A 24,870-nucleotide genomic window follows, 5' to 3' on the forward strand; every position below is an offset into this window, starting at 1 on the left:
CCCATGCACAACCGCAGAGCCGCCCTCGCCTCGATAGCCGGCGCCGCCTCGCTCGCGCTCGCCCTCACCGCCTGCGGCCAGAACAGCGAAGGCGGCAGCAAGGAGAAGTCCGGTGACGCCAAGGGCGCCACCATCGGCATCGCCATGCCGACCAAGTCCTCCGAGCGCTGGATCAACGACGGCAACAACGTCGTCAAGGACCTTCAGGCCAAGGGCTACAAGACCAAGCTGGTCTACGGCGAGGACGACCCGGAGACCCAGGTCTCGCAGATCGAGAACCTCATCACGCAGGGCGTGAAGGGCCTGATCATCGCGGCGATCGACAACAAGTCGCTGAACAGCGTGCTCCAGCAGGCCGAGGACGCGAACATCCCGGTCATCTCCTACGACCGGCTGATCCTCGGCACCAAGAACGTCGACTACTACGCCTCGTTCGACAACGAGAAGGTCGGCCGGCTCCAGGGCACGTACATCGTGAACAAGCTCGGGCTGGACAAGGGCGCGAAGGGCCCGTTCAACATCGAGCTGTTCGCCGGCTCCAACGACGACAACAACACGAAGTACTTCTTCGGCGGGGCGATGAAGGTGCTCCAGCCGTACATCGACAAGAAGCAGCTGGTCGTCAAGTCCGGGCAGACCCGGCTCACCCAGGTCGTCACCCTGCGCTGGGACGGCACCACCGCGCAGAAGCGCATGGAGGACATCCTCACCTCGTCGTACAAGTCCGGCCGGGTCGACGCGGTCCTCTCGCCGTACGACGGCATCTCCATCGGCATCCTGTCCGCGCTGAAGTCGGACGGCTACGGCTCGGGCAGCAAGCCGCTGCCGGTCATCACCGGCCAGGACGCCGAGCTGGCCTCCGTGAAGTCGATCATCTCCGGGCAGCAGACGCAGACCGTCTACAAGGACCTGCGCAAGCTCGCCGAGGTCGCCGCCACGATGATGGACGAGTCCCTGAAGGGCAAGAAGCCCGAGGTCAACGACACCAAGACGTACGACAACGGTGCCAAGGTCGTGCCAGCCTACCTGCTCCAGCCGGTCAGCGTCGACAAGTCCAACTACCGGAAGGTGCTGGTCGACGGCGGTTACTACACCGAGTCCCAGCTGAAGTGACCCGCCCATTTCCTACGGAGTGAAAGGCACGACCATGGCGGGACCCGTCCTGGAAATGCGCTCGATCGTCAAGACCTTTCCCGGTGTCAAGGCGCTGTCGGACGTCACCCTGGCCGTCCGGCGGGGCGAGGTCCACGCCATCTGCGGGGAGAACGGCGCCGGCAAGTCCACCCTGATGAAGGTGCTCTCCGGCGTCCATCCGTACGGCACCTACGAGGGGGACATCCTCTTCGACGGGGAGATCTGCCAGTTCCGTGACATCCGGGCGAGCGAGCAGCACGGCATCGTCATCATCCACCAGGAACTGGCGCTGGTGCCGCACCTGTCCATCGCGGAGAACCTCTTCCTCGGCAACGAGCACGCCACGCGCGGCCTCATCAACTGGCGCGAGACCCTGCGCCACGCCACCGAACTGCTGCGCCGGGTCGGACTGGACGAGCACCCGGAGACCCGGGTCGCCGACATCGGCGTGGGCAAGCAGCAGCTGGTGGAGATCGCCAAGGCGCTGTCCAAGCAGGTGAAGCTGCTGATCCTGGACGAGCCGACGGCGGCCCTGAACGACGAGGACAGCGACAAGCTCCTCGATCTGATCCTGGAGCTGAAGAACCAGGGCATCACCTCGATCATCATCTCCCACAAGCTCAACGAGATCCGCAAGGTCGCCGACTCGGTGACGATCATCCGGGACGGCCGCTCCATCGAGACCCTCGACGTGAAGGCGCCGGAGACCACCGAGGAGCGGATCATCGCCGGCATGGTCGGCCGCGACCTCGACCACCGCTTCCCCGAGCGCACCCCGCACCAGCCGGAGCAGGGCGTCGCACCGGCGCTGGAGATCCGCGGCTGGACCGTGTTCCACCCGATCGACCAGCAGCGCAAGGTCGTGGACGACGTGTCGCTGACCGTGCGCCGCGGAGAGATCGTCGGCATCGCGGGCCTGATGGGCGCGGGCCGCACCGAACTCGCCATGAGCGTCTTCGGGCGGACCTACGGCCGGTACGCGGGCGGCACGGTCCTCAAGGACGGCCGGGAGATCCGTACCAGGACGGTGCCGGAGGCGATCGGACACGGCATCGCGTACGTCACCGAGGACCGCAAGCACTACGGCCTCAACCTCATCGACACCATCAACCGGAACATCTCGCTGACCGCGCTGGACAAGGTCGCCAAGCGGGGCGTGGTGGACGAGCACGAGGAACGGCAGGTCGCCGAGGGCTTCCGGAAGTCCATGAACATCAAGGCGCCCACCGTGTTCGAGCCGGTGGGCAAGCTCTCCGGCGGCAACCAGCAGAAGGTCGTCCTCAGCAAGTGGATCTTCGCCGGTCCGGACGTGCTGATCCTCGACGAACCGACCCGCGGCATCGACGTGGGCGCCAAGTTCGAGATCTACACGGTCATCGACCAGCTCGCCGCCCAGGGCAAGGCGGTCGTCTTCATCTCCTCCGAGCTGCCCGAGCTGCTCGGCATGTGCGACCGCATCTACACGATGGCCGCCGGACGGCTGACCGGTGAGGTGCCGCGGGCCGAGGCCACGCAGGAAGTGCTGATGCGTCATATGACAAAGGACAAAGAGGTAACGCGATGAGCACGGATGTGACCGCCAAGAGCCCGGCCCCCGCGCCGCCGGGCGGGAGCGGACCGGCCGCCGACGGACTGCTCGGCGTGATGCTGGCCGGCCTGCGCCGCAACATGCGCCAGTACGGCATGCTGATCGCACTCGGCCTGATAGTGGTCCTCTTCGCGATCTGGACCGACGGGGACCTGCTGCTGCCGCGCAACGTCTCCAACCTGGTACTCCAGAACAGCTACATCCTGATCCTCGCGATCGGCATGATGCTGGTGATCATCGCCGGGCACATCGACCTGTCGGTCGGCTCGCTCACCGCGTTCACCGGCGCCTTCGCGGCCGTACTGACCGTGCAACACGGGGTGTCCTGGCCCGTCGCGCTGGTGCTGTGCCTGGTGATGGGCGCCGTCGCGGGTTCGATCCAGGGCTATCTGATCGCCTATCTCGGCATACCGTCCTTCATCGTCACCCTCGCCGGGATGCTCCTCTTCCGCGGTCTGACCGAGATCCTCCTCAAGGGGCAGACCCTCGGCCCGTTCCCCGACGGCCTGCAGAAGCTCGGCAACGGTTTCCTGCCCGAGGTCGGCCCGAACACCAACTACCACAACCTCACCCTGCTGCTCGGGCTGGTGCTGATCGCGGCCGTGGTGTGGCAGGAGTTCCGGGACCGCCGCCGCCAGCAGGAGTTCTCCCTGGACGTCCTGCCGGCCAGGCTGTTCCTGCTCAAGCTGACCGCGCTGGTCGCCGCGATCCTCGTCGTCACCCTGCTGCTCGCCAGCTACAAGGGCACGCCGATCGTGCTGATCGTCCTCGGTGTGCTGGTCGTCGGCTACGGCTACGTCATGCGCAACGCGGTCTTCGGCCGGCACATCTACGCCATCGGCGGCAACCTGCCGGCGGCCAAGCTGTCCGGCGTGAAGGACAAGAAGGTCACCTTCTGCGTCTTCCTGAACATGGGCGTGCTCGCGGCCCTGGCGGGTCTGGTGGTCGCCGCCCGGCTGAACGCGGCCTCGCCGAAGGCGGGCGTCAACTTCGAACTCGAGGCCATCGCCTCCTCGTTCATCGGCGGTGCGTCCATGAGCGGCGGTGTCGGCACCGTCCTCGGCGCCATCATCGGCGGTCTGGTCCTCGGCGTGCTGAACAACGGCATGAACCTTCTGAGCGTCGGCACCGACTGGCAGCAGGTCATCAAGGGCCTGGCCCTGCTGCTGGCGGTCGGGTTCGACGTGTGGAACAAGCGCAAGTCCGGTTCGTAAGGTCCAGAAAGCGAGAGCCGCACCCATGGAACTGAACAGACGCACGGTCATCGCGGGAGCAGCCGCGGCGGGCCTGGCCGCCACCACGCTCGGCGGCACGGCCCACGCGGCCCCGGGAAGGAAGCCGGTGAGGGAACACTTCGGCACGCTCGCCGACGGCACCGAGGTCCACCGCTGGTCGCTGGAGAACGGCGGCACCCGGATGAAGGTGCTCTCCTACGGCGGTGTCGTCCAGACCCTGCAACTCCCCGACCGGCACGGCCGGTACGCCAACGTGGTCGCCGGGTTCGACAACCTCGCCGACTACGCGGCCGACAGCCCGTACTTCGGCGCGCTGATCGGCCGCTACGGCAACCGCATCGACGCCGGCCGGTTCACCCTCGACGGCAAGCCGTACCAGCTCGACGTGAACGACGGCGACAACAGCCTGCACGGCGGCGCCAAGGGCTTCGACAAGCGCGTGTGGGACGTCGAGCCGTTCACCGAGGGCACGGACGTCGGCCTGCGGCTGCGCTACACCAGCGCCGACGGCGAGATGGGCTACCCGGGCACGCTGCGCACGCGGGTGACGTACACCCTCACCCGGCACGGGGACTGGCGCATCGACTACGAGGCGACCACCGACAAGGCCACCGTCGTCAACCTCACCAGTCACGTCTACTGGAACCTGGCCGGCGAGGGCAGCGGCGGCATCGAGGACCACGAGCTGTCCATCGCCGCCGCCCGCTACACCCCGACCGACTCCGGGCTCATCCCCACCGGGGAGCTGGCCAAGGTCGCGGGCACCCCGTTCGACTTCCGGCGGGCCAAGCCCATCGGCCGGGATCTGCGGGCGGGCGACGAGCAGCTCGTGCTGGCCAAGGGGTACGACCACAACTGGGTGCTGGACAAGGGGATCACGGCACGGCCCGAGCACGTCGCGACCCTGCGCGACCCGCACTCCGGCCGCACCCTGAAGATCGCCACCGACCAGCCGGGGCTCCAGTTCTACTCCGGCAACTTCCTCGACGGCACGCTCACCGGCACCTCCGGCCGCACCTACCGGCAGGGCGACGCGCTGTGCCTGGAGACGCAGCACTTCCCGGACTCGCCGAACCAGCCGGCGTTCCCGTCGACGGTACTGCGCCCCGGCCAGACGTACCGGACGACGACGATCCACCGCTTCAGCGCGTGAACCCGCTTTACGGCTGGGTGAGTTGAACGCACCTCCCGACACCTCCGTATCCAGGAACGGCCCGCACGGGCCGCGCTCGGATACGGAGGTTTCCTTTTGGCCGGCAACGTCACTTCGCTGTTCCGGGACGGCGCCGGAGCCGGCCCGGTGGACTTCCGCGTCGCGGGCAACCCGTACTTCCCGACGCCCGGGATGTTCGACGAACTGGCGGCCCGGTTGCGCGAGATCGTCACGTCCTGCCCGAGCGACCCCTGCACCGACACCGACACCGTCACCGCCGAGCTGAGCGCCCTGCTCCACCTCCCGCCGCAGTGCGTGGCGGTGGGCAACGGCACCACCGAACTGATCGCCTGGATCGACCACTCGCTGGTCCGGGAGTCCCTGGCGGTCCCGGTGCCGACGTCCGGCCGCTGGACCGGCCGGCCGGCGGTGACCGGCAAGCGGGTCGACATGTTCCCGCTCCAGGAGGCGGACGGCTTCGCCCTGGACCTCGACCGGTACGCCGGCTTCCTGCGCGCCCGGGGCAGCCGGGCGGCCGTGGTCTGCACCCCCAACAACCCCGACGGGGGCCGGCCGCGGCGCGAGCACCTGGTGCGGTTCCTGGACACCATGGCCGACCTGGACCTCGTGGTCGTGGACGAGTCGTACCTGGAGTTCGCCGACGCGGAGCCCGAGCCGAGCCTCGCCCAGGAGGCCGTGCTCCGCCCCAACGTGATCGTCCTGCGCAGCCTGGGCAAGAGCCTCGGCCTGCCCGGCGTCCGCCTCGGCTGTCTCGCCGCCGACCCCGTGCTGGCGGGCAGGATCCGCTCCCTGCTGCCGAAGCGGAACCTCGGCTCCCTCGCGGAGCACGTGGTGTCCCTGCTGCGCGACCACGGGCCCGCGTACGCGCGCAGCCGGGACCGGATCCGCGAGGACCGCCGGGACATGACCGCCCGCCTGGCCACGCTCTCCGGGCTCACCGTCTACCCCTCCCAGGCCGACTTCGTCCTCGTCCGCCTGCCGGTCGGCGCGGAGGGCACGGTCGTCCGGGACCGGCTGCGCACCGGGCACCGGCTGCTGGTCCGCGACTGCGGCGACAAGATCGGCTCCTCCAGCCGCTTCCTGCGCCTCGCGGTACGCCCCCAGGCCGACGTACGCCGCCTGGTGCCGGCGCTGGAACAGGTGCTCTACGCCTCCGCGACCGGCTCCGGCTACAGCTCGGGCACGGCGACGGTGGACCGCCTGATCGGGGAGACGAGCGGGGCGGGGCTGCGCCCTACCGGGGCCGGGTCCGACGCGGCGGCCCCGCGCTCGGGTGTGCCCGCTCCGGCCGTCGGCACGGGCATACCGCTCCCCGCCGCCGTCCCTCCGGTGCCGGTCGCGCCCCCGGTGCCGGTGGCGCACCCGGAGCCGGTGGCGCCTTGGGCGCCCGCCGCGTCCACCCCGCCCGGGGTTCCGGCACGGGGCGGGCTCACGGCGGCCCAGGTGCGAGGTACCGTCCGTCCGGTGGAGACCCGCCCCCGGAAGGAAGACCGGCCATGGCAGAACACCGGCACCTGACCGTACTGACGACCACGGACAGCGAGGAGAAGGCGAAGGCCCTCGCCGCCGGCGCGGTGGAGGCGCGGATCGCCGCGTGCGCACAGATCAGCGCCCCCGTCACCAGCGTCTACCGCTGGGAGGGCGCGACACAGACCGAGCAGGAGTGGCAGATCCTGTTCAAGACCACCACGGCGCGCTACGAGGACCTGGAGACCTACATCAAGGAAGCACACGACTACGACACCCCGGAGATCATCGCGACCCCGATCGTGGCGGGCAGCGGGGCGTACCTGGCGTGGCTGGAGGAGGAGACCCGGCCTGCCGGGTAGACCCCGGGCGCAGAAGTATGTCAGGCGCCGAAGTCGGCGCGGAGGTGTGCCGGCCGGGGCAGGAGCACCGCGTAACCGTGGGCGGCGATCGGTTCGCGTACCCGGGTGAGCAGGTGCCGTACGCCGGTCACGGCCTCGGCGTCGGACGCGGCGCGGACGAAGAGCACCGCCTCCAGACCGGCCCGGACCGGGCGGACCCTGACGTGCTCCAGCCCGGCGGCGGGCACCGCGTGCGCCCACAGCAGATCGTGCAGGAGCGGGCCGATGCCCGTGGGTCGTGGTGAGTCGTCGTCGTGCGGCCGGAAGGTGACGCTGACGATCCGCACGGGTTCAGTTCCAGCCGATGACGCCCGCGCCCGTGGCGAGCGTCGTGTGCGCCGGCTCGGTGTCCCAGCCGATGACCCCGGCCAGCGGTGTGCCGGCGGACTCGCTGTCCCAGCCGATGACGATCCCGGCGCCGGTGACGGCGGTGGCGGACAGGACGAGGGCGGCGGCGCCGGTGGCGATCAGACGGCGAGCGGTGCGGAACATGGCGGATCCCCCTGGACGGCGATGGCGGAGAACAGATGCTGTGGTGAGCGGGATCCGGTCCGGCCGCCGGCCCGGGCCCCGCTCGGTGAGCACCATCCTGCGGGCCGTGCCACCAGCGCGGAAGCGTCTTCGACCGGCACCAAGGTGGCTGGCACGAAGGTGCCAGGGAGATGTGGCCGTACCGCGTGGGTTGCGTGGCGAAAACGCGTCCGTAGGATGATCAAATCGCGCCACTGAGGCGTCCGTACTGGGGATTTACGCACTTCCGGGGGGTTGTCGCGTGCTGGAGGCACTGGGGCTCGATCGGTCCTTGGAGTCCGTCTACCGGGCTCTGCTGATCCACGAGGACGACGGCGTGGCCCAGTTGGCCGCACGGCTGGCGCTCACCGAGACCGAGGTGCGCGAGTGCCTGGACCGGCTCGTGGACCTGGAGCTGCTCCAGCCGTCCCGGGACGCTCCCGGCATGCTGCGCGCGGTCAGCCCCGACGTGGGACTGGAGATCATCCTGCGCCGGCAGGAGGCGGAGCTGGTGCGCCGCCAGGAGGAACTGGCCCGCAGCCGGGAGGCCGTGGCCCGTACGGTGGCCGAGTTCGCCACGCTGCGGCCCAACACCCGGGAGGACGGCGCCGAACGGCTCGTCGGACTGGACGCCATCCAGCGGCGCCTGGAGTGCCTGGCGAAGGATCTGCGCGAGGAGTGCCGGGCCATCGAGCCGGGCGGTGCCCAGTCGCAGGCCAGCCTGGACGCCTCCCGGCCGCTGGACGAACAGGCGCTGGCCCGGGGTGTGCAGCTGCTGACCGTGTACCAGGACAGCGCCCGCAACGACCCGGCCACGTTCGCCTACGCCCGCTGGCTCAGCGAGCAGGGCGGGCAGGTGCGCACCAGTCCGGTGCTGCCGCCCCGCATGCTGATCTTCGACCGGCGCACCGCGGTCGTCCCCATCGATCCGGCCAACACCCGCCTGGGCGCCCTGTGCACCAGCGCACCGGGCATCGTGGCGTCGTTGCTGGCCCTGTTCGAGCAGACCTGGGAGTCGGCGGTGCCGCTCGGCGCGGACCGGCGTAGACCGGCGGGCGAGGAGGAGGTCACCCCGGCGGAGCGGGAGCTGCTCAAGCTGCTCGCCTCCGGGATGACGGACGAGGCCGCGGGCAAGCGCCTGGGGGTCTCCCTGCGGACGGTACGGCGCCAGATGGCCGCCCTGATGGAGCGCCTGCACGCCTCCAGCCGTTTCGAGGCGGGTCTGAAGGCGGCCCAGCGCGGCTGGCTGTGAGGTTCAGTAGGCCACCGGCCAGCCCGACGACCAGTTCAGCAGGTTGATCCCGAGCTTCGGGGTGCCGCCCGCGTTGCCGTCGTAGTAGTGGTACACGATCAGGTCGCCGTCGGTGTCGTGCATGATGGACTGCCCGCCGGGTCCGATGACGTTGCCGTGGGACTCCAGGACCGGGGTGCCGCCGTTGTTCGTCATCGCCACGCCGTTCTTGTCGTAGTACGGCCCGGTGACCGAGGTCGCCCGGCCGACCTTCACCTTGTACGTCGAGCTGGTGCCCTGGCAGCAGACGTCGTAGGAGGCGAAGAGGTAGTAGTAGCCGTTGCGCTTGACGATGTACGGCGCCTCGACCGCCTTGCTGCCGGTGGGCCGGGCGGCGAGGGAGTAGCGCCTGGTGTCGCCCGCGTACTGCTTCCCGGTCGCGGGGTCGATGCGGATCATCTTGATGCCGGTCCACCAACTGCCGAAGGACAGCCACCACTTGCCGTCGTCGTCCACGAAGAGGTTGGGGTCGATGGCGTTGTAGTCGCTGCTGGAGGTGGAGGTGTATACGACGCCGTAGTCGGTCCAGGAGCCGGGCAGCCCGGTCGTGGAGCCGGCCAGGCCGATCGCCGAGGTGTTCTCGCCGAACTTGGAGACGGCGTAGTACATCAGGTACTTCCCGCCGGCGTACGAGATGTCCGGCGCCCACGCCTCGGTGGCGTACGACGACCACCAGGACGGCTTGGTGGTGAAGGCGTCGGCGCCGGCGGTGAAGGAGATCCGGTCGGTGGAGGTCCGGTGGCCCAGGCCGCCGCCGGTGGCGTAGAGCAGGTAACGGCCGCCGGAGGTACGGATCATCGTCGGGTCGTGCACGACGGTGCTGCCGGTGACCGTGCCGGGGTTGGGGTACGCGGAGGCGGTGCCCGGCACGAGCGCGAGCAGCAGGGCGGCGGGGACGGCGAGGAGTGCGGTGCGCTTCATTGCGGGCTCCCTCTTCCTGATGTGTTCGTGATACCGAACAGCGATCGCCGGTTCGAACGGGACCGTAGAAGCGAACGGTCGACGAGTCAACGGTTCCGGCACGAACTCACCGGCCGGGCACGCCTTGGATCACGGCGGCCCGGCGCCGACGGCGACTTCTAGGATCTTCGTCATGCCATCACGACTCGTGCAGATCAACATGAAGGCCCACGACGACGCCGCACTCGGCCGCTTCTGGGCGGAGGCACTCGGCTGGGGTGTCGACAGCGAGGGCCCCGGCGTCACCAACCTCGAACCGGCGGACTTCGCCTACCCCGACCCCGCGGCCGTCTGCATCGACCTCATCGCCCGCCCGGAGCCCAAAACGGTGAAGAACCGGGTGCACGTCGACCTGGCCACCACCTCCGCCGCCCACCAGGCGGAACTGGTCGCGCGCTTGCGGGAGCTCGGCGCGACGCTCGCCGACGTGGGTCAGGGCGACGTCCCCTGGACGGTGATGGCCGACCCGGAGGGCAACGAGTTCTGCGTCCTTGAGCCCCGCCCGGTCCACCAGGACACCGGGCCGATCGCCGCAGTGGTGGTCGACTGCGCCGACCCACGGGAAATGGCCCGGTTCTGGGGCCGGGCGATCGACTGGACGCTGCACGAAGTCACCGACGACCTCGCGGTCATGCGCTCCGCCCCGGGCGTCGGCCCGTACCTGGAGTTCGTCCGCACCCCCGACACCAAGAGCGTGTGGAACCGCGTCCACCTCGACATCGCCCCCTATCGCGGTGACGACCCGGCGGCGGAGGAGGCCCGGCTGCGCGCCCTGGGCGCCACCGACCCCGGCATCGATCAGTCCGCGCTCTCCTGGAGGGTGCTGGCCGACCCGGAGGGCAACGAGTTCTGCCTGCTCACTCCTCGCTGACCCCGCGCGACGGCTCCGGCCGACCAGGGGCACGGCAGGCGGGTCGAGGGGGGAGACCGGTCCAAGCGCGAGGTCGGCCGGACCGCGCGCTTGACGGTTCCCCGCTTTGCCGAACTGACAGCTTGCCGACAGGAAGCGTCTCTACGGTGCCGTGTCCATGACAGACACCTCTGATGCCCGGAAGATCGGGCGCCGTACCGTGCTGGCCGCCGCCGGGAGTGCCGCCGCGGCGCTGACCGTAGGGGCCGCGGCTCCGGCGAAGGACGCGGCCGGCGCGCAGAACGCCGCCGCGGTGTGCACGCTCACCACCGAGATGACCCAGGGCCCCTACTACCTCGACGGCGCGCTCGTCCGCGCCGACATCACCGAGGGCAAGCCCGGCATCCCCCTGAAACTCGCCCTGACCGTCGTCGACGCCGCCTGCGCCCCGCTCCCCGGCGCCCTCGTGGAGCTGTGGCACGCCGACGCGCTCGGCGAGTACTCCGGCTACGTGGGCGCCAACGGGCACCAGGAGCCCGACGACCGCACCTTCCTGCGCGGTGGCGTTCTCACGGACTCCGGCGGGGCCGTCAGGTTCACGACGGTCTACCCGGGGTGGTACCGGGGCCGCTGTGTGCACATCCACGTCAAGGTGCACACCGGCGTGACCGTGACACCGGACGGCCACTTCACCGGCGGCTCGACCGTCCACACCGGCCAGCTCTTCTTCGACGAGAGGGTCACGGCGGCCGTCGCCAAGGTCTCGCCGTACTCCGCCAACACGGTCCCGCGCACCACCCTCGCGCAGGACTCCATTTACGACGACCGGGGCGCCGTCTCCGGCCTGCTCGGCCTCACCGCCCTCGGCGGCTCCGCCTCGTCCGGCTACACCGGCACCCTCACGCTGGGGGTGGCGGGCTGACGGCCGGCCGGGGCGGGAGGGGGCACCTCGCCTCCACCCGCCCCGGCCGGGGGGGGCTCGTTCAGCGGCCCTGGATGCCCATCGGGAGCAGGGTGTTCAGGGAGGTGACCGGGTTGCCCGTCTCCAGGGAGCCGAGGAGGCCCGACAGGAGGGCGACGCCGGGGGCGCCGGCGGCGGGGAGGGGGGAGCGGACGGCGTCGGCGGCCCCGGCGGCGGGGGCGGCGGTGGCCAGCAGCGCGGTGGCCAGGGCGGAGGCACAGGTGAGCTTCTTGATCATGTCCGCCCTAACGAACGGCACGGGCGCGGGGAAACGCGCCGGTCCCCCGGTCGGCCGAGTCCGCGACGTCCGAGTCCCGTCGGCCGAGTCCGCGACGTCCGAGTCCCGCCCGGCCGGAGCCGTCCCTCACGGGTTCTCCCACGCCGCCGGTTCCGCCGCGAGCGCCCGGACGGGCTCGGGCAGGGCGTCCGCCGCGAGGTCGGCCACGGTGACGCCCTCCAGGATGCGGCGGACGTTGGCGCGCAGGGCGATCCACAGCGGCAGCAGCGGCCGGGCCGTGCCCGTGTAGGCGAGGCCCGTCGGGCGTTCGCCGCGTACCGACACGATCGGGCCGTCCACCGCCCGGATGACGTCGGCCACGGTGATCGCCGGTGCCGCCCGCGCCAGCCGGTAACCGCCGCCCCCGCCACGCCGGCTGTCCACGATCCCGGCCCGCCTGAGGTCGCCGAGGATACCCTCCAGGAACTTGTGCGGGATGTCCTGCACGGCGGCGATTTCCTCTGCTTTCACCGGGCCGTTACCCTGCCGTACGGCCAGCTCCAGTACCGCCCGTACCGCGTAATCCGCCCGTGCCGAGATCCTCATGGATCCATTGTGGGGCGTCCCGCCATGGAGAATGGCCGGACCCGCGCCCCCTAGGACCGCCCGGGAGGACCCACCTTGGCGCTCAGCAGACGTTCCTTCAGTGCCCTGGCCGGCTCCGCCGCGCTCGGGCTGGCCCTGGGCGGCAGCGGCGGCCCCGGGGCGCCCTCCGCGTACGCGGGCGGCAGCGCGCCGACAGGTCCGGCGCCGGCCGCGCCGCGGGCCGACGGCGCGCGGCACACCATCGGCTACGACCGGTACTCGCTGCTCGTGGACGGGCGGCGGCTGGTGGTGTGGTCCGGCGAGCTGCACCCCTTCCGACTGCCGAGCCCCTCGCTGTGGCGGGACGTGCTGCAGAAGATGCGGGCGCACGGCTACAACACGGTCAGTGTCTACGTGGCCTGGAACCACCACTCCCCCGCGCCCGGCCGGTACGACTTCTCCGGCGTCCGGGACCTGGACCTGTTCCTGCGCATGGCGGCGGAGACGGGGCTGTACGTCATCCTGCGGCCGGGCCCGTACATCAACGCCGAGGTCGACGGCGGCGGCTTCCCGGGCTGGCTGACCGCGACCAAGGGCACGGCCCGCACCGACGACCCCACGTACCTGTCGCACGTGGACGAGTGGCTGACCCAGGTGAACCGGATCGCCCGCCGGCACCTGTTCACCCGGGGCACCGGCACGGTCCTGCTGTACCAGATCGAGAACGAGTACGACGCCCATCCCGCCGACGCGACCGGCCGGGCGTACATGTCGCACCTGTACAAGAAGGTCCGGGCCGACGGGATCGACGTCCCGCTGTTCCACAACGACAAGGGCAGGAACGGCTACTGGACCCCCGGCTCCTTCGACACCGGCGGGGAGAAGGGCGGCTGGCTGTACGGCTTCGACGGCTATCCCTCGCCGTTCAAGACCCCGCCTGACTGGGGGCACTTCGGGCCCGGCGGGCCGAAGGGCGGGGCCACCGCCTCGCCGAGCACGCCCGGTTTCGTGCCCGAGTTCGGTGGCGGCTGGTTCGACCCGTGGGGCGGGGCCGAGTTCGACGGCAAGGGGTACGCCGAGTCGCGGCGCACCCGGGACGCGGCCTACGAGCGCCGCTTCTACCTGACCAACCTGGCCAACGGCCTCACCCTGCACAACGTGTACATGACGTTCGGCGGGACCTCGTGGGGCTGGCTGCCCGCACCGGTCGTCTACACGTCGTACGACTACGGCGCCGCCATCGACGAGGCCCGCAACGTCACCGACAAGATCGCCCCGATGCACCAGCTCGGGCATCTGCTCCAGCGCGTGCCCGACTTCGCCAAGCTGGACCGGGCGCCGGACGTGCGTGCCGAGGGGCTGAAGGTCTACCACCTCGCCAACCAGGACACCGGCGCGCAGGTGTACATCGCCCGCAACGACGGCACGGAGGAGGTCACCACCGACCTGCCGACCGACGCCGGCAAGCTGCGCGTCACCGTGCCCGGCAAGGACGCCAGGCTGCTGACCACCGGGCTGCGGCTGGGCCGGCGCAGGCTGAAGTACTCCACCGCCTCGCCCATGCTGTGCCTGACGACGGGCCGGCAGGACATCGCCGTGTTCACCGGGCCCCGCGGCCAGATGGCCGAACTGGTCCTGGAGTCCCGGGCCGAACCGTCCGTGCAGCGGCTGGACCCGGAGGGCGGCTGGGCCTACGACCGGGGGGAGCTGCACGTCAACGCGCCCCTCGGCGAGGAGGGGCTGACCCGGATGCTGGTGCAGAAGGGCGACAGCGACACCCCGCTGCTGCTGCTCTTCGCCGACGACGCCACCGCCGTCCGCCTGTTCCCGTACGACACCCCGTCCGGGACCCTCCTGGTGTACGGCCCGGCGCTGCTGCGCCACGCCGAGGTGCACGGCTCCGAGGTGCGCCTCACCGGTGATCTGAAGGAGTCGGCGGGCCTGGAGGTGTGGGGGCCGCGCGGGATCGACACCCTGGTCTGGAACGGGCGCCGGGTGACCACCCGGGTCACCCTCTCCGGCTCCCTGATGACCAGGGGGTCGCTGCCGGGGGTGCCCGAGGTGCGGCTGCCGCGGCTGGGCGGCTGGCGGATGCGGCGGGAGAACCCGGAGGCGGGCCCCGGCTTCGACGACTCGTCGTGGAAGAAGGCCGACAAGACCTCGTCGTTCTCCACCACGGCCGTCCCCGAGGGGCAGCCGGTGCTGTTCGCCGACGACTACGGCTTCCACTACGGCGACGTCTGGTACCGGGGCACCTTCACCGACAGCACCGCCATCGAGGAGGTCGCGCTCGCCTACAGCACCGGCACCCAGGGTCTGCTGATGGCGTGGCTGGACGGCGAGCCGCTGGGCACGCACCGGATGCCCGTGCCGGACAAGAAAACGGTCCGGCAAGGGAGCTGGGCGGACACGGCCGTCTTCCCGGTGCGCGAGCGGCTGCGCTCCCCCGGCCGGCATGTGCTGTCGGTGCTGGTCCGGCGCATGCAGCACGACCAGGACGGCAAGGCGCTCGACACGCACAAGGTGGCCCGCGGGCTGACCGCGGTCACCTTCAAGGGCGGCGCGCCGAAGGTGCGCTGGCGCATCCAGGGCGAGGGGCCCGCCGACCCGGTGCGCGGGCCGCTGAACAACGGCGGCCTGTACGGCGAGCGGCACGGCTGGCACCTGCCCGGCTTCCGGGACCGGGACTGGGAGAAGGCGGAGTTCCCGCGCGCGGAGCGGTACCAGGGTGTCACCTGGTACCGGACCACGTTCCGGCTGTCGGTGCCGGCCGACGTGGACGCGTCGATCGGCCTGACCCTGGACGACGACCCGTACCGGGCCTACCGCGCCCAGCTCTTCCTCAACGGCTGGAACATGGGCCAGTACATCAACAACGTCGGTCCGCAGCACACGTTCGTGCTGCCGAACGGCATCCTGCGCACCCGGGGCACCAACACGCTGGCGCTGGCGGTCCTGTCGGAGTTCACCACGCTGTCGGGCCCCGGGTCGGTACGGCTGACGCTGCTCGGCGCCGCGAGCGGCGGAGTCCCCGTCACACCGGTGTGATCAGGCCAGCCTGATCACGTTCCAGGACAGCGGCTCCAGTACGGCGGTGAGGGTGCCGTCCGCCAGGGCGGTGCCCTCGACCGGGTGCGGGGTGACGCGTTCGGGGTCGGTCAGGGTGTTGCGGGCGTCGGGGTCGGCGTCCGCCAGGGCGGTGTGCTCGGTGACGGTGGTCAGCTCCAGGCCCTGCAGGACGACTTCGAGGGGCAGCGGCTCGGTGCGGCTGCGGTTGACCGCGAACACGGTGACGGTGCCGTCGTCCGCGCGTACGGCGGTGGCGTGCAGCAGGTCCGTCTCGCCGTACTTCTTCGTCTCGTACGTCGGCGACTCCACGCGGACGTCCAGCACCTGGCCGCGACCGTACTTGGAGGCCTGGGCGAACGGGAAGAACGTCGTCTGCCGCCAGGCCGGGCCGCCCGGCTCGGTCATGATCGGGGCGATGACGTTGACGAGCTGGGCGAGGCAGGCGACGGTGACCCGGTCGGCGTGCCGGAGCAGGGCGATCAGCAGCGAGCCGAAGACGACGGCGTCGGTGACGCTGTAGTTGTCCTCCAGCAGACGGGGCGCCTCCGGCCAGTCGGACAGGTCGCGCGTCTCGGAGAACTCCACCCACTTGGTGAGGTACCAGACGTTCCACTCGTCGAAGGAGAGGTTGATCCTCTTCTTCGACTTCAGCAGCGCGCCCACGTGGTCGGCCGTGGCGACCACGTTCTCGATGAAGGACTCCATGTCGACGGCCGAGGCGAGGAAGGAGTCCACGTCGCCGTCGACGGGCTCGTAGTAGGCGTGCACCGAGATGTAGTCGACGAGGTCGTACGTCTCCTTCAGGACGGTGGCCTCCCACTCGGCGAAGGTGGGCATGGCCTGGGTGGAGGAGCCGCAGGCGACCAGTTCCACGCGGGGGTCCTGCTGGCGCATGGCGCGGGCGGTCTCGGCGGCGAGCCTGCCGTACTCCTCGGCCGTCTTGTGGCCGGTCTGCCAGGGGCCGTCCATCTCGTTGCCGAGGCACCACAGCCGGATGCCGAAGGGGTCCTTGTCGCCGTGGGCGGCGCGCAGGTCGGACAGGGCGGTGCCGGAGGGGTGGTTGGCGTACTCCTGGAGTTCCAGGGCCTCGGCGACGCCCCGGGTGCCGAGGTTCACCGCCATCATGGGCTCCGCCTGGGGGCCGACCTTCTTCAGGAACGCGATGTACTCGGACAGGCCGAAGCGGTTGGTCTCGGTGGAGTGCCAGGCCAGGTCGAGCCGGCGGGGACGGTCCTCCACCGGGCCGACGGAGTCCTCCCACTTGTAGCCGGAGACGAAGTTGCCGCCGGGGTAGCGGATGGCGGTGACGCCGAGTTCGCGGACCAGTTCCAGCACGTCGGTACGCAGGCCCTCGGCGTCGGCCGCGGGGTGGTCCGGCTCGTAGATGCCGGTGTACACGCAGCGGCCGAGGTGTTCCACGAAGGAGCCGAAGAGACGGGGGTTGACCTCGCCGACGGTGAAGGCGGGGTCGAGGGTGAAACGGGCGGTGTGCATGGTGCCTTCCGGGGTGGGTGGTCGGGATTCGTGGGCGGGTGCGGGTGCGTGGCGGGTCGATCGCGCCGTCCCCCGGGCCCCTTGGACCGGAGTCTCGGCGCGGGGGCTCCTCGCGTCACTGGCCGGCCAGGCCGGTGTGGGCGACGCCCCGCACGATCTGGCTCTGGAAGAAGACGAAGACGATGATCAGCGGCAGTCCGGCGATCAGGCCGCCGGCCATCAGCTGGGGCCAGACGATGCCGAAGGCGTTCTGCACGGTGGCGATGCCGTTGGGCATGGTCATCAGGTCGGGGTTGTTGGTCACCATGTACGGCCACAGGAAGTTGTTCCAGGACGCGATGAACGTGAAGATCCCGACCGCGGACAGCGAGGGCTTGGACAGGGGCAGCACGATGGTGAAGAAGATCCGCCAGCGGCCGGCGCCGTCGATGAACGCGGCCTCCTCCAGTTCCCGGGGCAGGCCCTGGAAGAACTTGTAGAGGATGTAGACCATGGCGGCCGGGGCGCACTGGGGCAGGATCATGCCCCAGTAGGTGTCGACCATGCCGAGCGACTGGACCGTGGTGAACAGCGGGACGCCGAGGATCGCCGGGGAGAACATCAGGCCGGCCATGGTCAGGCCCATCAGGGCGCCCTTGCCGCGGAACTCGGTGCGGGCGAAGCCGTATCCGGCGAGGGAGGCGACCAGCAGCACGATCACCGTGACGGACACGGAGACGACGACGGAGTTCACGAACCAGTTGGGGATGTCGCCCGCCTTCAGGACCTCCTTCCAGGAGTCCAGGGTGATGTGCTCGGGTATCCAGTGCGGCGAGGTGACGGACTCCGTCGGGGTCTTCAGGGAGGTGGACAGGGCCCAGGCCAGCGGGGCGAGCCAGATCAGGGAGAGGGTCGCGGCGACGGCCGTGAGCGCGATCTGGGCGGGCGGCCAGCGGCGGGCGGAGCGGGTGGTCATCGGGTGGCCTCCTCGCGGCTCTTCAGCAGCCACATCCGGGCGAGCGCCACGGCCGCGATGATGACGAACAGGACGAAGGAGATCGCGGAGGCGTAGCCCACGCGGTAGGTGGTGAAGCCCTGTTCGAGGGTGTACTGGACGAAGGTGCGCGTCGATTCCTCCGGTCCGGGGCCGAACTGGTACATGACCACGGCCTGGTCGAAGACCTGGAGGGAGGCGAGGACCTGGAGGGCGACGACCAGGCCGGTGATGGAACGCAGGTTGGGCACGGTGATGTACAGCATCCGCTGGAGGGCGTTCGCGCCGTCGAGTTCGGCGGCCTCGTACAGGTGCTGCGGGATGTTCTGCAGGGCGGCCAGGTAGAGCAGGAAGGAGAAGCCGACCGTCCACCACAGGGTGGCGACCACGACGGCGAGCATGGCCGTGGACTTCTGGGTGAGCCAGGGGGTGTCCAGGCCGAGGACGTGGTTGACCATGCCGTTGGTGGGCTGGAACAGCCACCACCACAGGTTGCCCACGACGGCCGAGGGCAGCAGGAAGGGCGCGAAGAAGCACAGCCGCCACAGCCATTTGAAGTGCGTGGTGTGGTGGGCGATCAGGGCCATGAGCAGGGCCACGACGACGATCAGCGGGACGACGTACAGCGTGAACTGCGTGCTGTGCCACAGGGAGTCCCATACGAGCGGGTCCCGCAGCGCCTCGCGGTAGTTGGCGAGGCCGACGAAGCCGGTGTGGTCGCCGGAGATGTTGGCGTCCGTGAAGCTGAGGTAGAGGCCGCGGACGACGGGCAGGATGACGAACAGCCCGTAGACGACGAGGAACGGGGCGACGAACCAGCCGCCGTGCTGGAGGCGGCGGGACCAGCGCAGCCGGGCGGACCCGGCGGCGGCGCGGGGGCGGGCCGTGCGGCCGGCCGTGGTCAGTGTCGTACTGCTCATGCGGCGGCTCCCTTCAGCTCCTGGGCGGCGGTGCGCCCGGTCATCGGGTTCTTCGCCTCGAGCAGCTGCTCCAGCAGGGACTTCATGCGGCGGGCCGCCTTGTCGGGTGCGGTGGAGCCGAGGTTGGAGGAGGCGATGACCGGGCCGAGGCGCTGGGCGAGGATGCCGGTGGAGCCCGCGAACCAGATGTGCGGCTCGTTGGCCTGGTGGTCCATGGCGGGCCGGGAGTACTCGTTCTGCGGGGTCAGCTCCCGGTAGCCCGGGTCCTCGAAGGTGGGCAGGTGGGCGGGGATGTGACCGCCGAGGGCCCAGGTGGTGGCGTGGGTGACCATGTAGGCGGCGAGCCGGTAGGCGCCCTCGTCGGCGGCGCCGCCCCGGCCGGCCTGGTGGGGCAGGACGAAGGAGTGGGACTCGGCGTGGGTGGCCGGGGTGCCGAAGACCGGGGGGAGCGGCTGGGCGCCGTAGTCGACCTTCTCGCTGTTGAAGTAGGGCACCGACCAGTTGCCCTCCCAGGTGAAGGGGGAGCCGGCGAGGAACGCCTCGCCGTCGGCCTCGCCCGGGGTGACGTAGCCGTCGGTGACGTGCTTGCGGAAGAACTCCAGGACCTCGGTGGCCTTGTCGGTGTCGAAGGTCAGGTCCGACCGGTCGGCGTCGAAGTAGGTGCCGCGGAGCTGCTGGTAGAAGGTGACGAAGAACCACCAGCAGAAGTTCTGGTCGTTGGCGTGCAGGCCGAGGGTCTGCACGCCCTTCCTCAGCTGTTTCCTGGCCTCCTTCAGGACGGCGAACCAGTCGTCGGGGGAGGTGGCGGCGGGCAGCCGGCCGGCGGAGTCCAGCAGTCCGGCCCTGCGGCACACGTCCTTGCGGTAGAAGCAGAGCTGGACGTGGATGTCGAGGGGCAGGGCGTACAGCTCGCCGTCGACGACGCCGCGCTTCCACAGCACCGGGTTGAAGTCGGCCTCGCGCACGCCGTACTCGGCCAGCAGGCCGGTGTCCCAGGGGTCGAGGAGGCGGCCGGGGGCGAAGCCGGGGACGCGGCCCTGGTGCATGACGGCGAGGTCGGGGGCGCGGTTGCCGGCGGCGGCCATGGCGAGCTTGGTGTAGTAGGGGCCGCCCCAGGTGAGGGTGGAGTCCTTGACCGCGGTGCCGGGGTGCGTCTTGCGGAACGCGTCCACCATGGCGACCTGGTTGGCGCCGTCACCGCCCTGGAAGAGGTTCCAGTAGCGCACCCGGGTGCGGGCGCCGCCGGCCAGCGCGTCGGCCCCGCTGCCGAGGGCGGCGAAACCGAGGCTCGCGGCCGTCACCAACCCGCCCGCGGCGCCGAGGAAGTGCCTGCGGTTCAGGCCAGGTTGTCCCATACCTTGCCCCTACGTTCGATATCCCGAATGATGCCCGTAACTTCGAACGGGACCGTAGATTCCCCGCGCGTGCGCGTCAATGGGTTGGACAAAGGTCATAGTTGTTTCGAGTTGAACGATGTCCGGGGGGAACGCATGACGCGGGCACATCCGTGCGCGTACCCTCGGACCAGCCATGACCGGGCCGGAGACGGTACGAAGGGGGGCCGATGGGCATCGCGGGCGCGCGACAGCGGCTGACCGGACTCGCCTCCCGGCTGCTCCGCCCCCGCACCGGTCCGGCGATGCGCACCCTGGCCGGCGACCTCGCCGCCGCCGTCCGCGCCCGGCCCGAGACACCGCGGGACATACGGCAGTTGTGCCACGCGCTGTGCGAGGAGATGACCGCGCTGCGCGCCGGACGCCCGGTCGAGCTGCGGTTCGAGCGGTTCCCGGACGAGATCGAAGTGACCGGGCTGTGGGTCGAGTTCGCCGACTTCGACCTGATCATCGTGGAGGAGCGGGCGGAGGACGTGCAGCAACTGGTTATCCTGGGGCACGAGCTGTGGCATCTGCACGCCGGCCACCGCCACCACCACCTGGCCGGGGCGGCCGCGGCCCGCGCCCTCGCCGACGCCCCCGGCTGGCGGGAGGCGGCCCTGACGGTGGCCGCCCGCAACGGCTCCCGGGAGACCGACGAGGCCGAGGCGGACCACTTCGGGCACCGCCTGGCCACCCTGTTCCGCGGCCACCTGTCCGGGCCCCGGCCCGCCCCGCCCGACCCCCTCCAGCGCTCCCTCGGCTATCGCGGACGCGAACGGGCGGGCGGCCCCGAAGGGCGCGCCGCACCGGCGGCGGACCGGCGGTCCGGGAAGGGGGGAGCCGCGCGGTGAGACCGCCGGGCTTCCTCTGCGAGTTCTCCGTCTCCTTCTGGATCCCCGCGGCCGTGCTCGTCACCGCCCTGGCGGTCAAACTGCCGACGATCATCCGGCTGTGGCGGGACCCGCTGCTGCGCGCGGTCGGCACGCTGCTGCTGCTCGCCTGCGCGGTGTTCGTCTTCAGCGCCCCCTCCACCGTCGCCCTGGTCAACCGGCTGACCGGCGTGCCCAACATCTCGGCGCCCTGGTGCTACTCGCTGATCACCGCGCTGTGCGCCAACGGCCTGCTGCTGCTCATCACCTGGCGCAACGGCCCCTGTGGCCGCTCGGCCGGCACCCGCCGCGCACGGCGCTGGGTGCTCTCGGTGTACTCCGGCGTGATCGTCGCCCTGTGGGTGCTGTTCCCGCTCGCCGACACCCCCGTGGAGCGGCTGCGGGACCTGGACACCTACTACGCGACCACGCCGTTCATCCGCGAGGGCATCCTGCTCTACCTCCTCGCGCACGCCGTGGCCTGCCTGGTCAGCTCCCGGCTGATCCGGGCCTGGGGGCGCGTCGCCGGCCTGGACGCCTGGCTGCGCCGGGGCCTCAGGCTGCTGGGCGCCGGGTACGCGCTGGACCTGGTGTACAGCGCGGCCAAGCTGACCGCCGTCGGGGCGCGCTGGGCCGGGCGGAACGCGGACTGGCTGAGCACCGACCTGGCGCCGGCCGTGGCCGCCGTCGCCGCGATCCTCGTGGCCGCCGGGTTCGTGCTGCCGCACGCCGGACAGTATCTGCGCGACCGGTGGCGGATCCGGCTCGCGCACTGCGAACTACGGCCGCTGTACCGGCTGTTGCGCTCGGTGAGCGGGGCGGGGCTGCCGTTCGTCCTGCGCGCCACGCCCGAGCTGCGGCTCACCCGGCGCGAGACGTTCATCCGGGACGTGCTGCTGCCACTGGCCCGGCGCATCGACACCGGGCTGTGCGGACGCGCGTACGACGCGGCGCTCGGGCTCGGCCATCCGCCCGAGCGGGCGCGTGCGCTGGCCGCGGCGGTGAGCGTTCTCGACGCGGTCGAGCACCGGGCCGCTGTCCGGGGGCCCGCAGAGCCCGCCGCCGGGACCGACACCGGACAACTGCTCCGCGAGATCGGCGCGGTGTCCCGCGCGCTGCGGAGGTCTGCCGACATCAAGGCGGTGCGGGCTCGAGTGGCGGGGGTCTGCTGCGGTCGGCCGGGTGCGGGTGACGTCCGGCGGAGAGACGGGGGTGTGCTGTCGTCGGCCGGGTGCCGGTGCCTTGTGGCTGAGCGCGCCGTTCCCCGCGCCCCTTTGGGGCGCGGTAGCTCACGGAGTTGAGAAGTGAACCTCAGCCCGCGAACGCCGGCTGGGGCAGGCCCTTGCCCGCGTTCGGGATCACCAGGAGGGAGCCCGACAGGGGGTGCGGGGCGTCCAGGCCCGTGCGGGCCGTGGTGATGTAGAGGTCGGTCAGGGTGGGGCCGCCGAACGCGCAGGCCGTCGTACGGGGGGTCGGCAGGGAGATGACGCGGTCCAGCGTGCCGTCGGGCGTGTAGCGGCGGACCGCTCCGCCGTCCCACAGGGCCACCCATACGCAGCCGTCGGCGTCGACCGCGAGGCCGTCCGGGTAGCCCGCGCCCTCCTCGACCTCGGCCAGCGGGCGGCGGTTGCGGATGCCCTCGGAGTCGTAGTCGAACACGTCCACGCGGCGCGTCGGGGTGTCGACGTAGTACATGAGGCGGCCGTCGGGGCTCCAGCCGGTGCCGTTGCTGACCGTGACGTCGTCCAGCACCGTCCGCGCGGTGCCGTCACCGGTGATCCGGGACAGCGTGCCGCCGCCGGTCGCCTCGTCGTAGCGCATGGTGCCCGCCCACAGGGAGCCGTCCGGGGCCACCGCCGCGTCGTTCGCGCGGCGGCCCGGTACCGGCTCGTGGTGCAGCCAGCGGAAGGTGTCGTCGGGGTCCAGCAGGCCGACGCCGTCGCGCAGGTTGAGCACCAGGCCGCCGCCCGCGCGGGGCTTGGCGGCGCCGACGTGCTGGGGCGTCGTACGGACCGTGCGGCGGCCGGTCACCGGGTCGTAGGTGTGCAGCCGCATGCCCAGGATGTCCAGCCAGAGGAGCCTGCCGGTCGCCGGGTCCCAGGTCGGGCCCTCGCCGAGCGTCGCCTCCGCCGCCACCGCCACCTCGTACGCCGTCATGCCGCGCTCCTGTGTCCCAGCCGCTCCGACAGTTCCGCCGCGCCCTTGGCGGCCAGCTGCTCCAGCTCGGCCCGGCGCTCGTCGCTCCAGCGAATCATAGGGACGGAGATGGACAGCGCGGCGACAACCTGGCCGGTGCGGTCGCGGACCGGCGCGGCGACGCAGGAGACGTCGGGGTTGGACTCGCGGCTCTCCACCGCGATCCCGCGCTCCCGGATCTCCGCCAGGGCCGCCCGCAGCGCGGCCGGTTCGGTGATGCTGTTCGGCGTCATCGCGGCCAGCTCGGCGTCGTCGGGGATCCGCGCGGTCAGCTCCGGCCCGGGCAGCGAGGCCAGCAGCATCTTGCCGACCGAGGTGCAGTGGGCGGGCAGCCGGCGGCCGGCGGCGGAGACCATGCGGACGGCGTGGGTGGAGTCGACCTTGGCGATGTAGATGACGTCGGTGCCCTCCAGGATGGCCACGTGCACCGTCTCGTCACAGGTCTCGGCGACCGAACGGGCCACCTGCTGGCCCTCGGCGGCGAGGTCGAGCTGCTCGGCGTAGCGGCTGCCGAGCTGGTACGGGCGCACGCCGAGCCGGTACCGTCCGGGCTGGCCGGGTACCGGCACGATGTACGACCGTGCGGCGAGCGTGGTGACCAGCTCGTGCACGGTGGTGCGCGGCAGCTGGAGCCTGCGCACGATGTCGGGGGCGGAGAGCGTCCCGTCCCCGTCGAGGAACAGCTCAAGAATGTCGAGAGCCCGGGTCACGGCAGGCACGAGGCGTCCCACGTCCGGCCCCCTCCCTTGGTGGTGTTGGCGCCCGTCGCGATATCCGGGTCGAGATGTTCGAGATATCAACAGGCGATCGGCATGACGAACACAGGCTAGTCAGGGAAGGTTGCGCGGGCAATGGGCGGGGGCCGGACCGGGCACGATGGACTTCATGGAACTCGACTTCCAGCTGGTACTGCTGCGCCGCATGGCCGACCACAACCCGGACCTCGTGGATCAGGCGCGGCGGCGGCTCGGCGCGTCGGCGGCCGACATGCGGGAGGCCAACAAGCGGTGGCAGGCGATGGTCCGCTCGCCGCGCGGCCGGGGCGCCGCCGCCCGGTACCGGGCCGTTCTCGGCGCCCCCGGGTCCGTGGCGCCGCGCCGGATCGGCGACCTGGACTGCGAGGCCCGGCGGTGGGCCCTGCCGCTCTGGCCGGACCTGCGGTTCGAGGTGCTGGTCGGGCCGGACGGCGGGGTGTGGCACGAGTGGCTGGTGCGGGCGCCGGACGCGCCGGGCCCCCGCCTTCACACCCTGGAGGACCTGACGCCGTGGTCGTGCACGGTGGACGAGGCCGCCCGCGCCTTCGCCCCCGCCCGGCCGCTCCAGGGCACGGCCCCCACCCGGTCGGCCCTGGCCCTCACCGCCCCGGACCGCGACGGCGTACGGCACGAGCTGGTCGCCGAGTTCACCTGGGGGCTGCTCCAGCGGACGGCCGTCGTCGGCTAGCCGGCAGGGAGTCCGGTCGCCGGGTTCACGGGCTGCCGCCCTCGGCCAGGCGGTACCGGGGGCCGGTCGCCGGGTTCACGCACGGCCGCCCCCCCCGCCAGGCGGCACCGGGACCGGTCGCCGGGGTGCGTTGTCCCGGCGGCCGGCCCTCGCGGGT

24 protein-coding genes are annotated in these 24,870 nt (G+C 71.4%); 13 read left to right on the forward strand and 11 right to left on the reverse strand.

The annotated features are described in order from the left end of the window. Positions 1 to 3 precede the first annotated feature (3 nt). The 6 genes from chvE (at position 4) to cutA (ending at position 6,960) form a co-directional block, all read left to right on the forward strand. Positions 4 to 1,113 (forward strand): multiple monosaccharide ABC transporter substrate-binding protein, encoded by a 1,110-nt coding sequence (gene chvE, locus HB370_RS13685; protein ID WP_030776913.1) that lies wholly within the window; start codon positions 4 to 6, stop codon positions 1,111 to 1,113. A 34-nt stretch (positions 1,114 to 1,147) separates the two neighbouring features. Beyond that, complete coding sequence (gene mmsA / locus HB370_RS13690; protein ID WP_030776915.1) at positions 1,148 to 2,698, forward strand: multiple monosaccharide ABC transporter ATP-binding protein; 1,551 nt, start codon at positions 1,148 to 1,150, stop codon at positions 2,696 to 2,698. Next, positions 2,695 to 3,936: a multiple monosaccharide ABC transporter permease gene (mmsB, locus tag HB370_RS13695; protein ID WP_030776917.1), complete on the forward strand. Its 1,242-nt coding sequence runs from the start codon at positions 2,695 to 2,697 to the stop codon at positions 3,934 to 3,936. The genes mmsA and mmsB overlap by 4 nt, the downstream gene beginning before the upstream one ends. A gap of 25 nt (positions 3,937 to 3,961) precedes the next feature. After that, positions 3,962 to 5,110 carry an aldose epimerase family protein gene (locus tag HB370_RS13700; protein WP_030776919.1) on the forward strand — a complete coding sequence of 383 codons (1,149 nt, stop codon included), beginning with the start codon at positions 3,962 to 3,964 and terminating at the stop codon, positions 5,108 to 5,110. A gap of 96 nt (positions 5,111 to 5,206) precedes the next feature. Next, the gene (locus HB370_RS13705) at positions 5,207 to 6,649 is read left to right on the forward strand and encodes an aminotransferase class I/II-fold pyridoxal phosphate-dependent enzyme (RefSeq protein ID WP_051815317.1); all 1,443 of its coding nucleotides are present in this window, start codon (positions 5,207 to 5,209) and stop codon (positions 6,647 to 6,649) included. Beyond that, positions 6,628 to 6,960 (forward strand): divalent-cation tolerance protein CutA, encoded by a 333-nt coding sequence (gene cutA / locus HB370_RS13710; RefSeq protein ID WP_030776924.1) that lies wholly within the window; start codon positions 6,628 to 6,630, stop codon positions 6,958 to 6,960. The genes HB370_RS13705 and cutA overlap by 22 nt, the downstream gene beginning before the upstream one ends. Before the next feature lie 20 nt (positions 6,961 to 6,980). Here cutA and HB370_RS13715 read toward each other — a convergent pair whose 3' ends face one another. Both HB370_RS13715 and HB370_RS13720 read right to left on the reverse strand, forming a co-directional pair. Continuing rightward, positions 6,981 to 7,286 carry a hypothetical protein gene (locus tag HB370_RS13715; RefSeq protein WP_051815319.1) on the reverse strand — a complete coding sequence of 102 codons (306 nt, stop codon included), beginning with the start codon at positions 7,284 to 7,286 and terminating at the stop codon, positions 6,981 to 6,983. A gap of 4 nt (positions 7,287 to 7,290) precedes the next feature. Further along, the gene (locus HB370_RS13720; RefSeq protein WP_030776929.1) at positions 7,291 to 7,491 is read right to left on the reverse strand and encodes a hypothetical protein; all 201 of its coding nucleotides are present in this window, start codon (positions 7,489 to 7,491) and stop codon (positions 7,291 to 7,293) included. A 280-nt stretch (positions 7,492 to 7,771) separates the two neighbouring features. Here HB370_RS13720 and HB370_RS13725 point away from each other — a divergent pair, with 280 nt between their 5' ends. Further along, positions 7,772 to 8,761 (forward strand): LuxR family transcriptional regulator, encoded by a 990-nt coding sequence (locus tag HB370_RS13725; RefSeq protein ID WP_030776933.1) that lies wholly within the window; start codon positions 7,772 to 7,774, stop codon positions 8,759 to 8,761. A gap of 3 nt (positions 8,762 to 8,764) precedes the next feature. On the opposite strand, the gene HB370_RS13730 is transcribed toward HB370_RS13725, so the two are convergent. Next, positions 8,765 to 9,721 (reverse strand): arabinan endo-1,5-alpha-L-arabinosidase, encoded by a 957-nt coding sequence (locus HB370_RS13730; RefSeq protein WP_030776942.1) that lies wholly within the window; start codon positions 9,719 to 9,721, stop codon positions 8,765 to 8,767. A 172-nt stretch (positions 9,722 to 9,893) separates the two neighbouring features. Here HB370_RS13730 and HB370_RS13735 point away from each other — a divergent pair, with 172 nt between their 5' ends. Both HB370_RS13735 and HB370_RS13740 read left to right on the forward strand, forming a co-directional pair. Beyond that, entirely contained in the window at positions 9,894 to 10,631 is a 738-nt protein-coding gene (locus HB370_RS13735) for a VOC family protein (RefSeq protein ID WP_030776951.1), read from the forward strand. Between the two features lie 157 nt (positions 10,632 to 10,788). Further along, positions 10,789 to 11,532: an intradiol ring-cleavage dioxygenase gene (locus tag HB370_RS13740; RefSeq protein WP_030776952.1), complete on the forward strand. Its 744-nt coding sequence runs from the start codon at positions 10,789 to 10,791 to the stop codon at positions 11,530 to 11,532. 61 nt (positions 11,533 to 11,593) lie between these two features. Here the strand turns inward: HB370_RS13740 and HB370_RS13745 are convergent, their stop codons facing one another. Both HB370_RS13745 and HB370_RS13750 read right to left on the reverse strand, forming a co-directional pair. Next, positions 11,594 to 11,809, reverse strand: coding sequence for a hypothetical protein (locus HB370_RS13745; RefSeq protein ID WP_030776953.1), 216 nt, complete (start codon positions 11,807 to 11,809; stop codon positions 11,594 to 11,596). A 126-nt stretch (positions 11,810 to 11,935) separates the two neighbouring features. Further along, the gene (locus HB370_RS13750; protein ID WP_030776954.1) at positions 11,936 to 12,394 is read right to left on the reverse strand and encodes an Rrf2 family transcriptional regulator; all 459 of its coding nucleotides are present in this window, start codon (positions 12,392 to 12,394) and stop codon (positions 11,936 to 11,938) included. 75 nt (positions 12,395 to 12,469) lie between these two features. On the opposite strand from HB370_RS13750, the gene HB370_RS13755 reads away from it, so the two are divergent. Then, the gene (locus HB370_RS13755) at positions 12,470 to 15,421 is read left to right on the forward strand and encodes a beta-galactosidase (RefSeq protein ID WP_030776957.1); all 2,952 of its coding nucleotides are present in this window, start codon (positions 12,470 to 12,472) and stop codon (positions 15,419 to 15,421) included. Here HB370_RS13755 and HB370_RS13760 read toward each other — a convergent pair whose 3' ends face one another. From HB370_RS13760 to HB370_RS13775, 4 genes are all read right to left on the reverse strand, one after another. Further along, positions 15,422 to 16,936, reverse strand: coding sequence for an alpha-N-arabinofuranosidase (locus HB370_RS13760; protein ID WP_030776959.1), 1,515 nt, complete (start codon positions 16,934 to 16,936; stop codon positions 15,422 to 15,424). It abuts the gene before it with no gap. Between the two features lie 115 nt (positions 16,937 to 17,051). After that, positions 17,052 to 17,891: a carbohydrate ABC transporter permease gene (locus tag HB370_RS13765; RefSeq protein WP_030776961.1), complete on the reverse strand. Its 840-nt coding sequence runs from the start codon at positions 17,889 to 17,891 to the stop codon at positions 17,052 to 17,054. Beyond that, entirely contained in the window at positions 17,888 to 18,829 is a 942-nt protein-coding gene (locus tag HB370_RS13770) for a sugar ABC transporter permease (protein ID WP_030776964.1), read from the reverse strand. The genes HB370_RS13765 and HB370_RS13770 overlap by 4 nt, the downstream gene beginning before the upstream one ends. Beyond that, a complete protein-coding gene (locus tag HB370_RS13775; protein ID WP_030776970.1) occupies positions 18,826 to 20,184 on the reverse strand; it encodes an extracellular solute-binding protein in 1,359 nt (452 codons plus the stop codon). The genes HB370_RS13770 and HB370_RS13775 overlap by 4 nt, the downstream gene beginning before the upstream one ends. 209 nt (positions 20,185 to 20,393) lie before the next feature. Here HB370_RS13775 and HB370_RS13780 point away from each other — a divergent pair, with 209 nt between their 5' ends. Both HB370_RS13780 and HB370_RS13785 read left to right on the forward strand, forming a co-directional pair. Then, a complete protein-coding gene (locus HB370_RS13780) occupies positions 20,394 to 21,056 on the forward strand; it encodes a toxin-antitoxin system, toxin component family protein (RefSeq protein ID WP_051815320.1) in 663 nt (220 codons plus the stop codon). After that, positions 21,053 to 22,375: an MAB_1171c family putative transporter gene (locus HB370_RS13785; protein ID WP_244405513.1), complete on the forward strand. Its 1,323-nt coding sequence runs from the start codon at positions 21,053 to 21,055 to the stop codon at positions 22,373 to 22,375. The genes HB370_RS13780 and HB370_RS13785 overlap by 4 nt, the downstream gene beginning before the upstream one ends. 10 nt (positions 22,376 to 22,385) lie before the next feature. Here the strand turns inward: HB370_RS13785 and HB370_RS13790 are convergent, their stop codons facing one another. Then, positions 22,386 to 23,231: an SMP-30/gluconolactonase/LRE family protein gene (locus tag HB370_RS13790; RefSeq protein WP_030776988.1), complete on the reverse strand. Its 846-nt coding sequence runs from the start codon at positions 23,229 to 23,231 to the stop codon at positions 22,386 to 22,388. Beyond that, on the reverse strand, positions 23,228 to 24,001 hold the full coding sequence (locus HB370_RS13795) for an IclR family transcriptional regulator (protein ID WP_030776990.1): 774 nt from the start codon (positions 23,999 to 24,001) through the stop codon (positions 23,228 to 23,230). Before HB370_RS13795 ends, HB370_RS13790 begins: the two co-directional genes overlap by 4 nt. A 154-nt stretch (positions 24,002 to 24,155) precedes the next feature. Here HB370_RS13795 and HB370_RS13800 point away from each other — a divergent pair, with 154 nt between their 5' ends. Then, positions 24,156 to 24,713 (forward strand): hypothetical protein, encoded by a 558-nt coding sequence (locus HB370_RS13800; RefSeq protein ID WP_244405515.1) that lies wholly within the window; start codon positions 24,156 to 24,158, stop codon positions 24,711 to 24,713. Positions 24,714 to 24,870 lie beyond the last annotated feature (157 nt).

The organism is Streptomyces sp. DSM 40868, assembly GCF_011820545.1.
Classification (GTDB): Bacteria; Actinomycetota; Actinomycetes; order Streptomycetales; family Streptomycetaceae; genus Streptomyces; species Streptomyces eurythermus.

Coding starts and splice junctions, on each gene's coding strand:
- chvE (WP_030776913.1), top strand. CDS start 4: ATGCACAACCGCAGAGCCGCCCTCGCCTCGATAGCCGGCGCCGCCTCG.
- mmsA (WP_030776915.1), top strand. CDS start 1,148: ATGGCGGGACCCGTCCTGGAAATGCGCTCGATCGTCAAGACCTTTCCC.
- mmsB (WP_030776917.1), top strand. CDS start 2,695: ATGAGCACGGATGTGACCGCCAAGAGCCCGGCCCCCGCGCCGCCGGGC.
- HB370_RS13700 (WP_030776919.1), top strand. CDS start 3,962: ATGGAACTGAACAGACGCACGGTCATCGCGGGAGCAGCCGCGGCGGGC.
- cutA (WP_030776924.1), top strand. CDS start 6,628: ATGGCAGAACACCGGCACCTGACCGTACTGACGACCACGGACAGCGAG.
- HB370_RS13720 (WP_030776929.1), bottom strand. CDS start 7,491: ATGTTCCGCACCGCTCGCCGTCTGATCGCCACCGGCGCCGCCGCCCTC.
- HB370_RS13730 (WP_030776942.1), bottom strand. CDS start 9,721: ATGAAGCGCACCGCACTCCTCGCCGTCCCCGCCGCCCTGCTGCTCGCG.
- HB370_RS13735 (WP_030776951.1), top strand. CDS start 9,894: ATGCCATCACGACTCGTGCAGATCAACATGAAGGCCCACGACGACGCC.
- HB370_RS13740 (WP_030776952.1), top strand. CDS start 10,789: ATGACAGACACCTCTGATGCCCGGAAGATCGGGCGCCGTACCGTGCTG.
- HB370_RS13745 (WP_030776953.1), bottom strand. CDS start 11,809: ATGATCAAGAAGCTCACCTGTGCCTCCGCCCTGGCCACCGCGCTGCTG.
- HB370_RS13750 (WP_030776954.1), bottom strand. CDS start 12,394: ATGAGGATCTCGGCACGGGCGGATTACGCGGTACGGGCGGTACTGGAG.
- HB370_RS13760 (WP_030776959.1), bottom strand. CDS start 16,936: ATGCACACCGCCCGTTTCACCCTCGACCCCGCCTTCACCGTCGGCGAG.
- HB370_RS13765 (WP_030776961.1), bottom strand. CDS start 17,891: ATGACCACCCGCTCCGCCCGCCGCTGGCCGCCCGCCCAGATCGCGCTC.
- HB370_RS13770 (WP_030776964.1), bottom strand. CDS start 18,829: ATGAGCAGTACGACACTGACCACGGCCGGCCGCACGGCCCGCCCCCGC.
- HB370_RS13775 (WP_030776970.1), bottom strand. CDS start 20,184: ATGGGACAACCTGGCCTGAACCGCAGGCACTTCCTCGGCGCCGCGGGC.
- HB370_RS13780 (WP_051815320.1), top strand. CDS start 20,394: ATGGGCATCGCGGGCGCGCGACAGCGGCTGACCGGACTCGCCTCCCGG.
- HB370_RS13790 (WP_030776988.1), bottom strand. CDS start 23,231: ATGACGGCGTACGAGGTGGCGGTGGCGGCGGAGGCGACGCTCGGCGAG.
- HB370_RS13800 (WP_244405515.1), top strand. CDS start 24,156: ATGGAACTCGACTTCCAGCTGGTACTGCTGCGCCGCATGGCCGACCAC.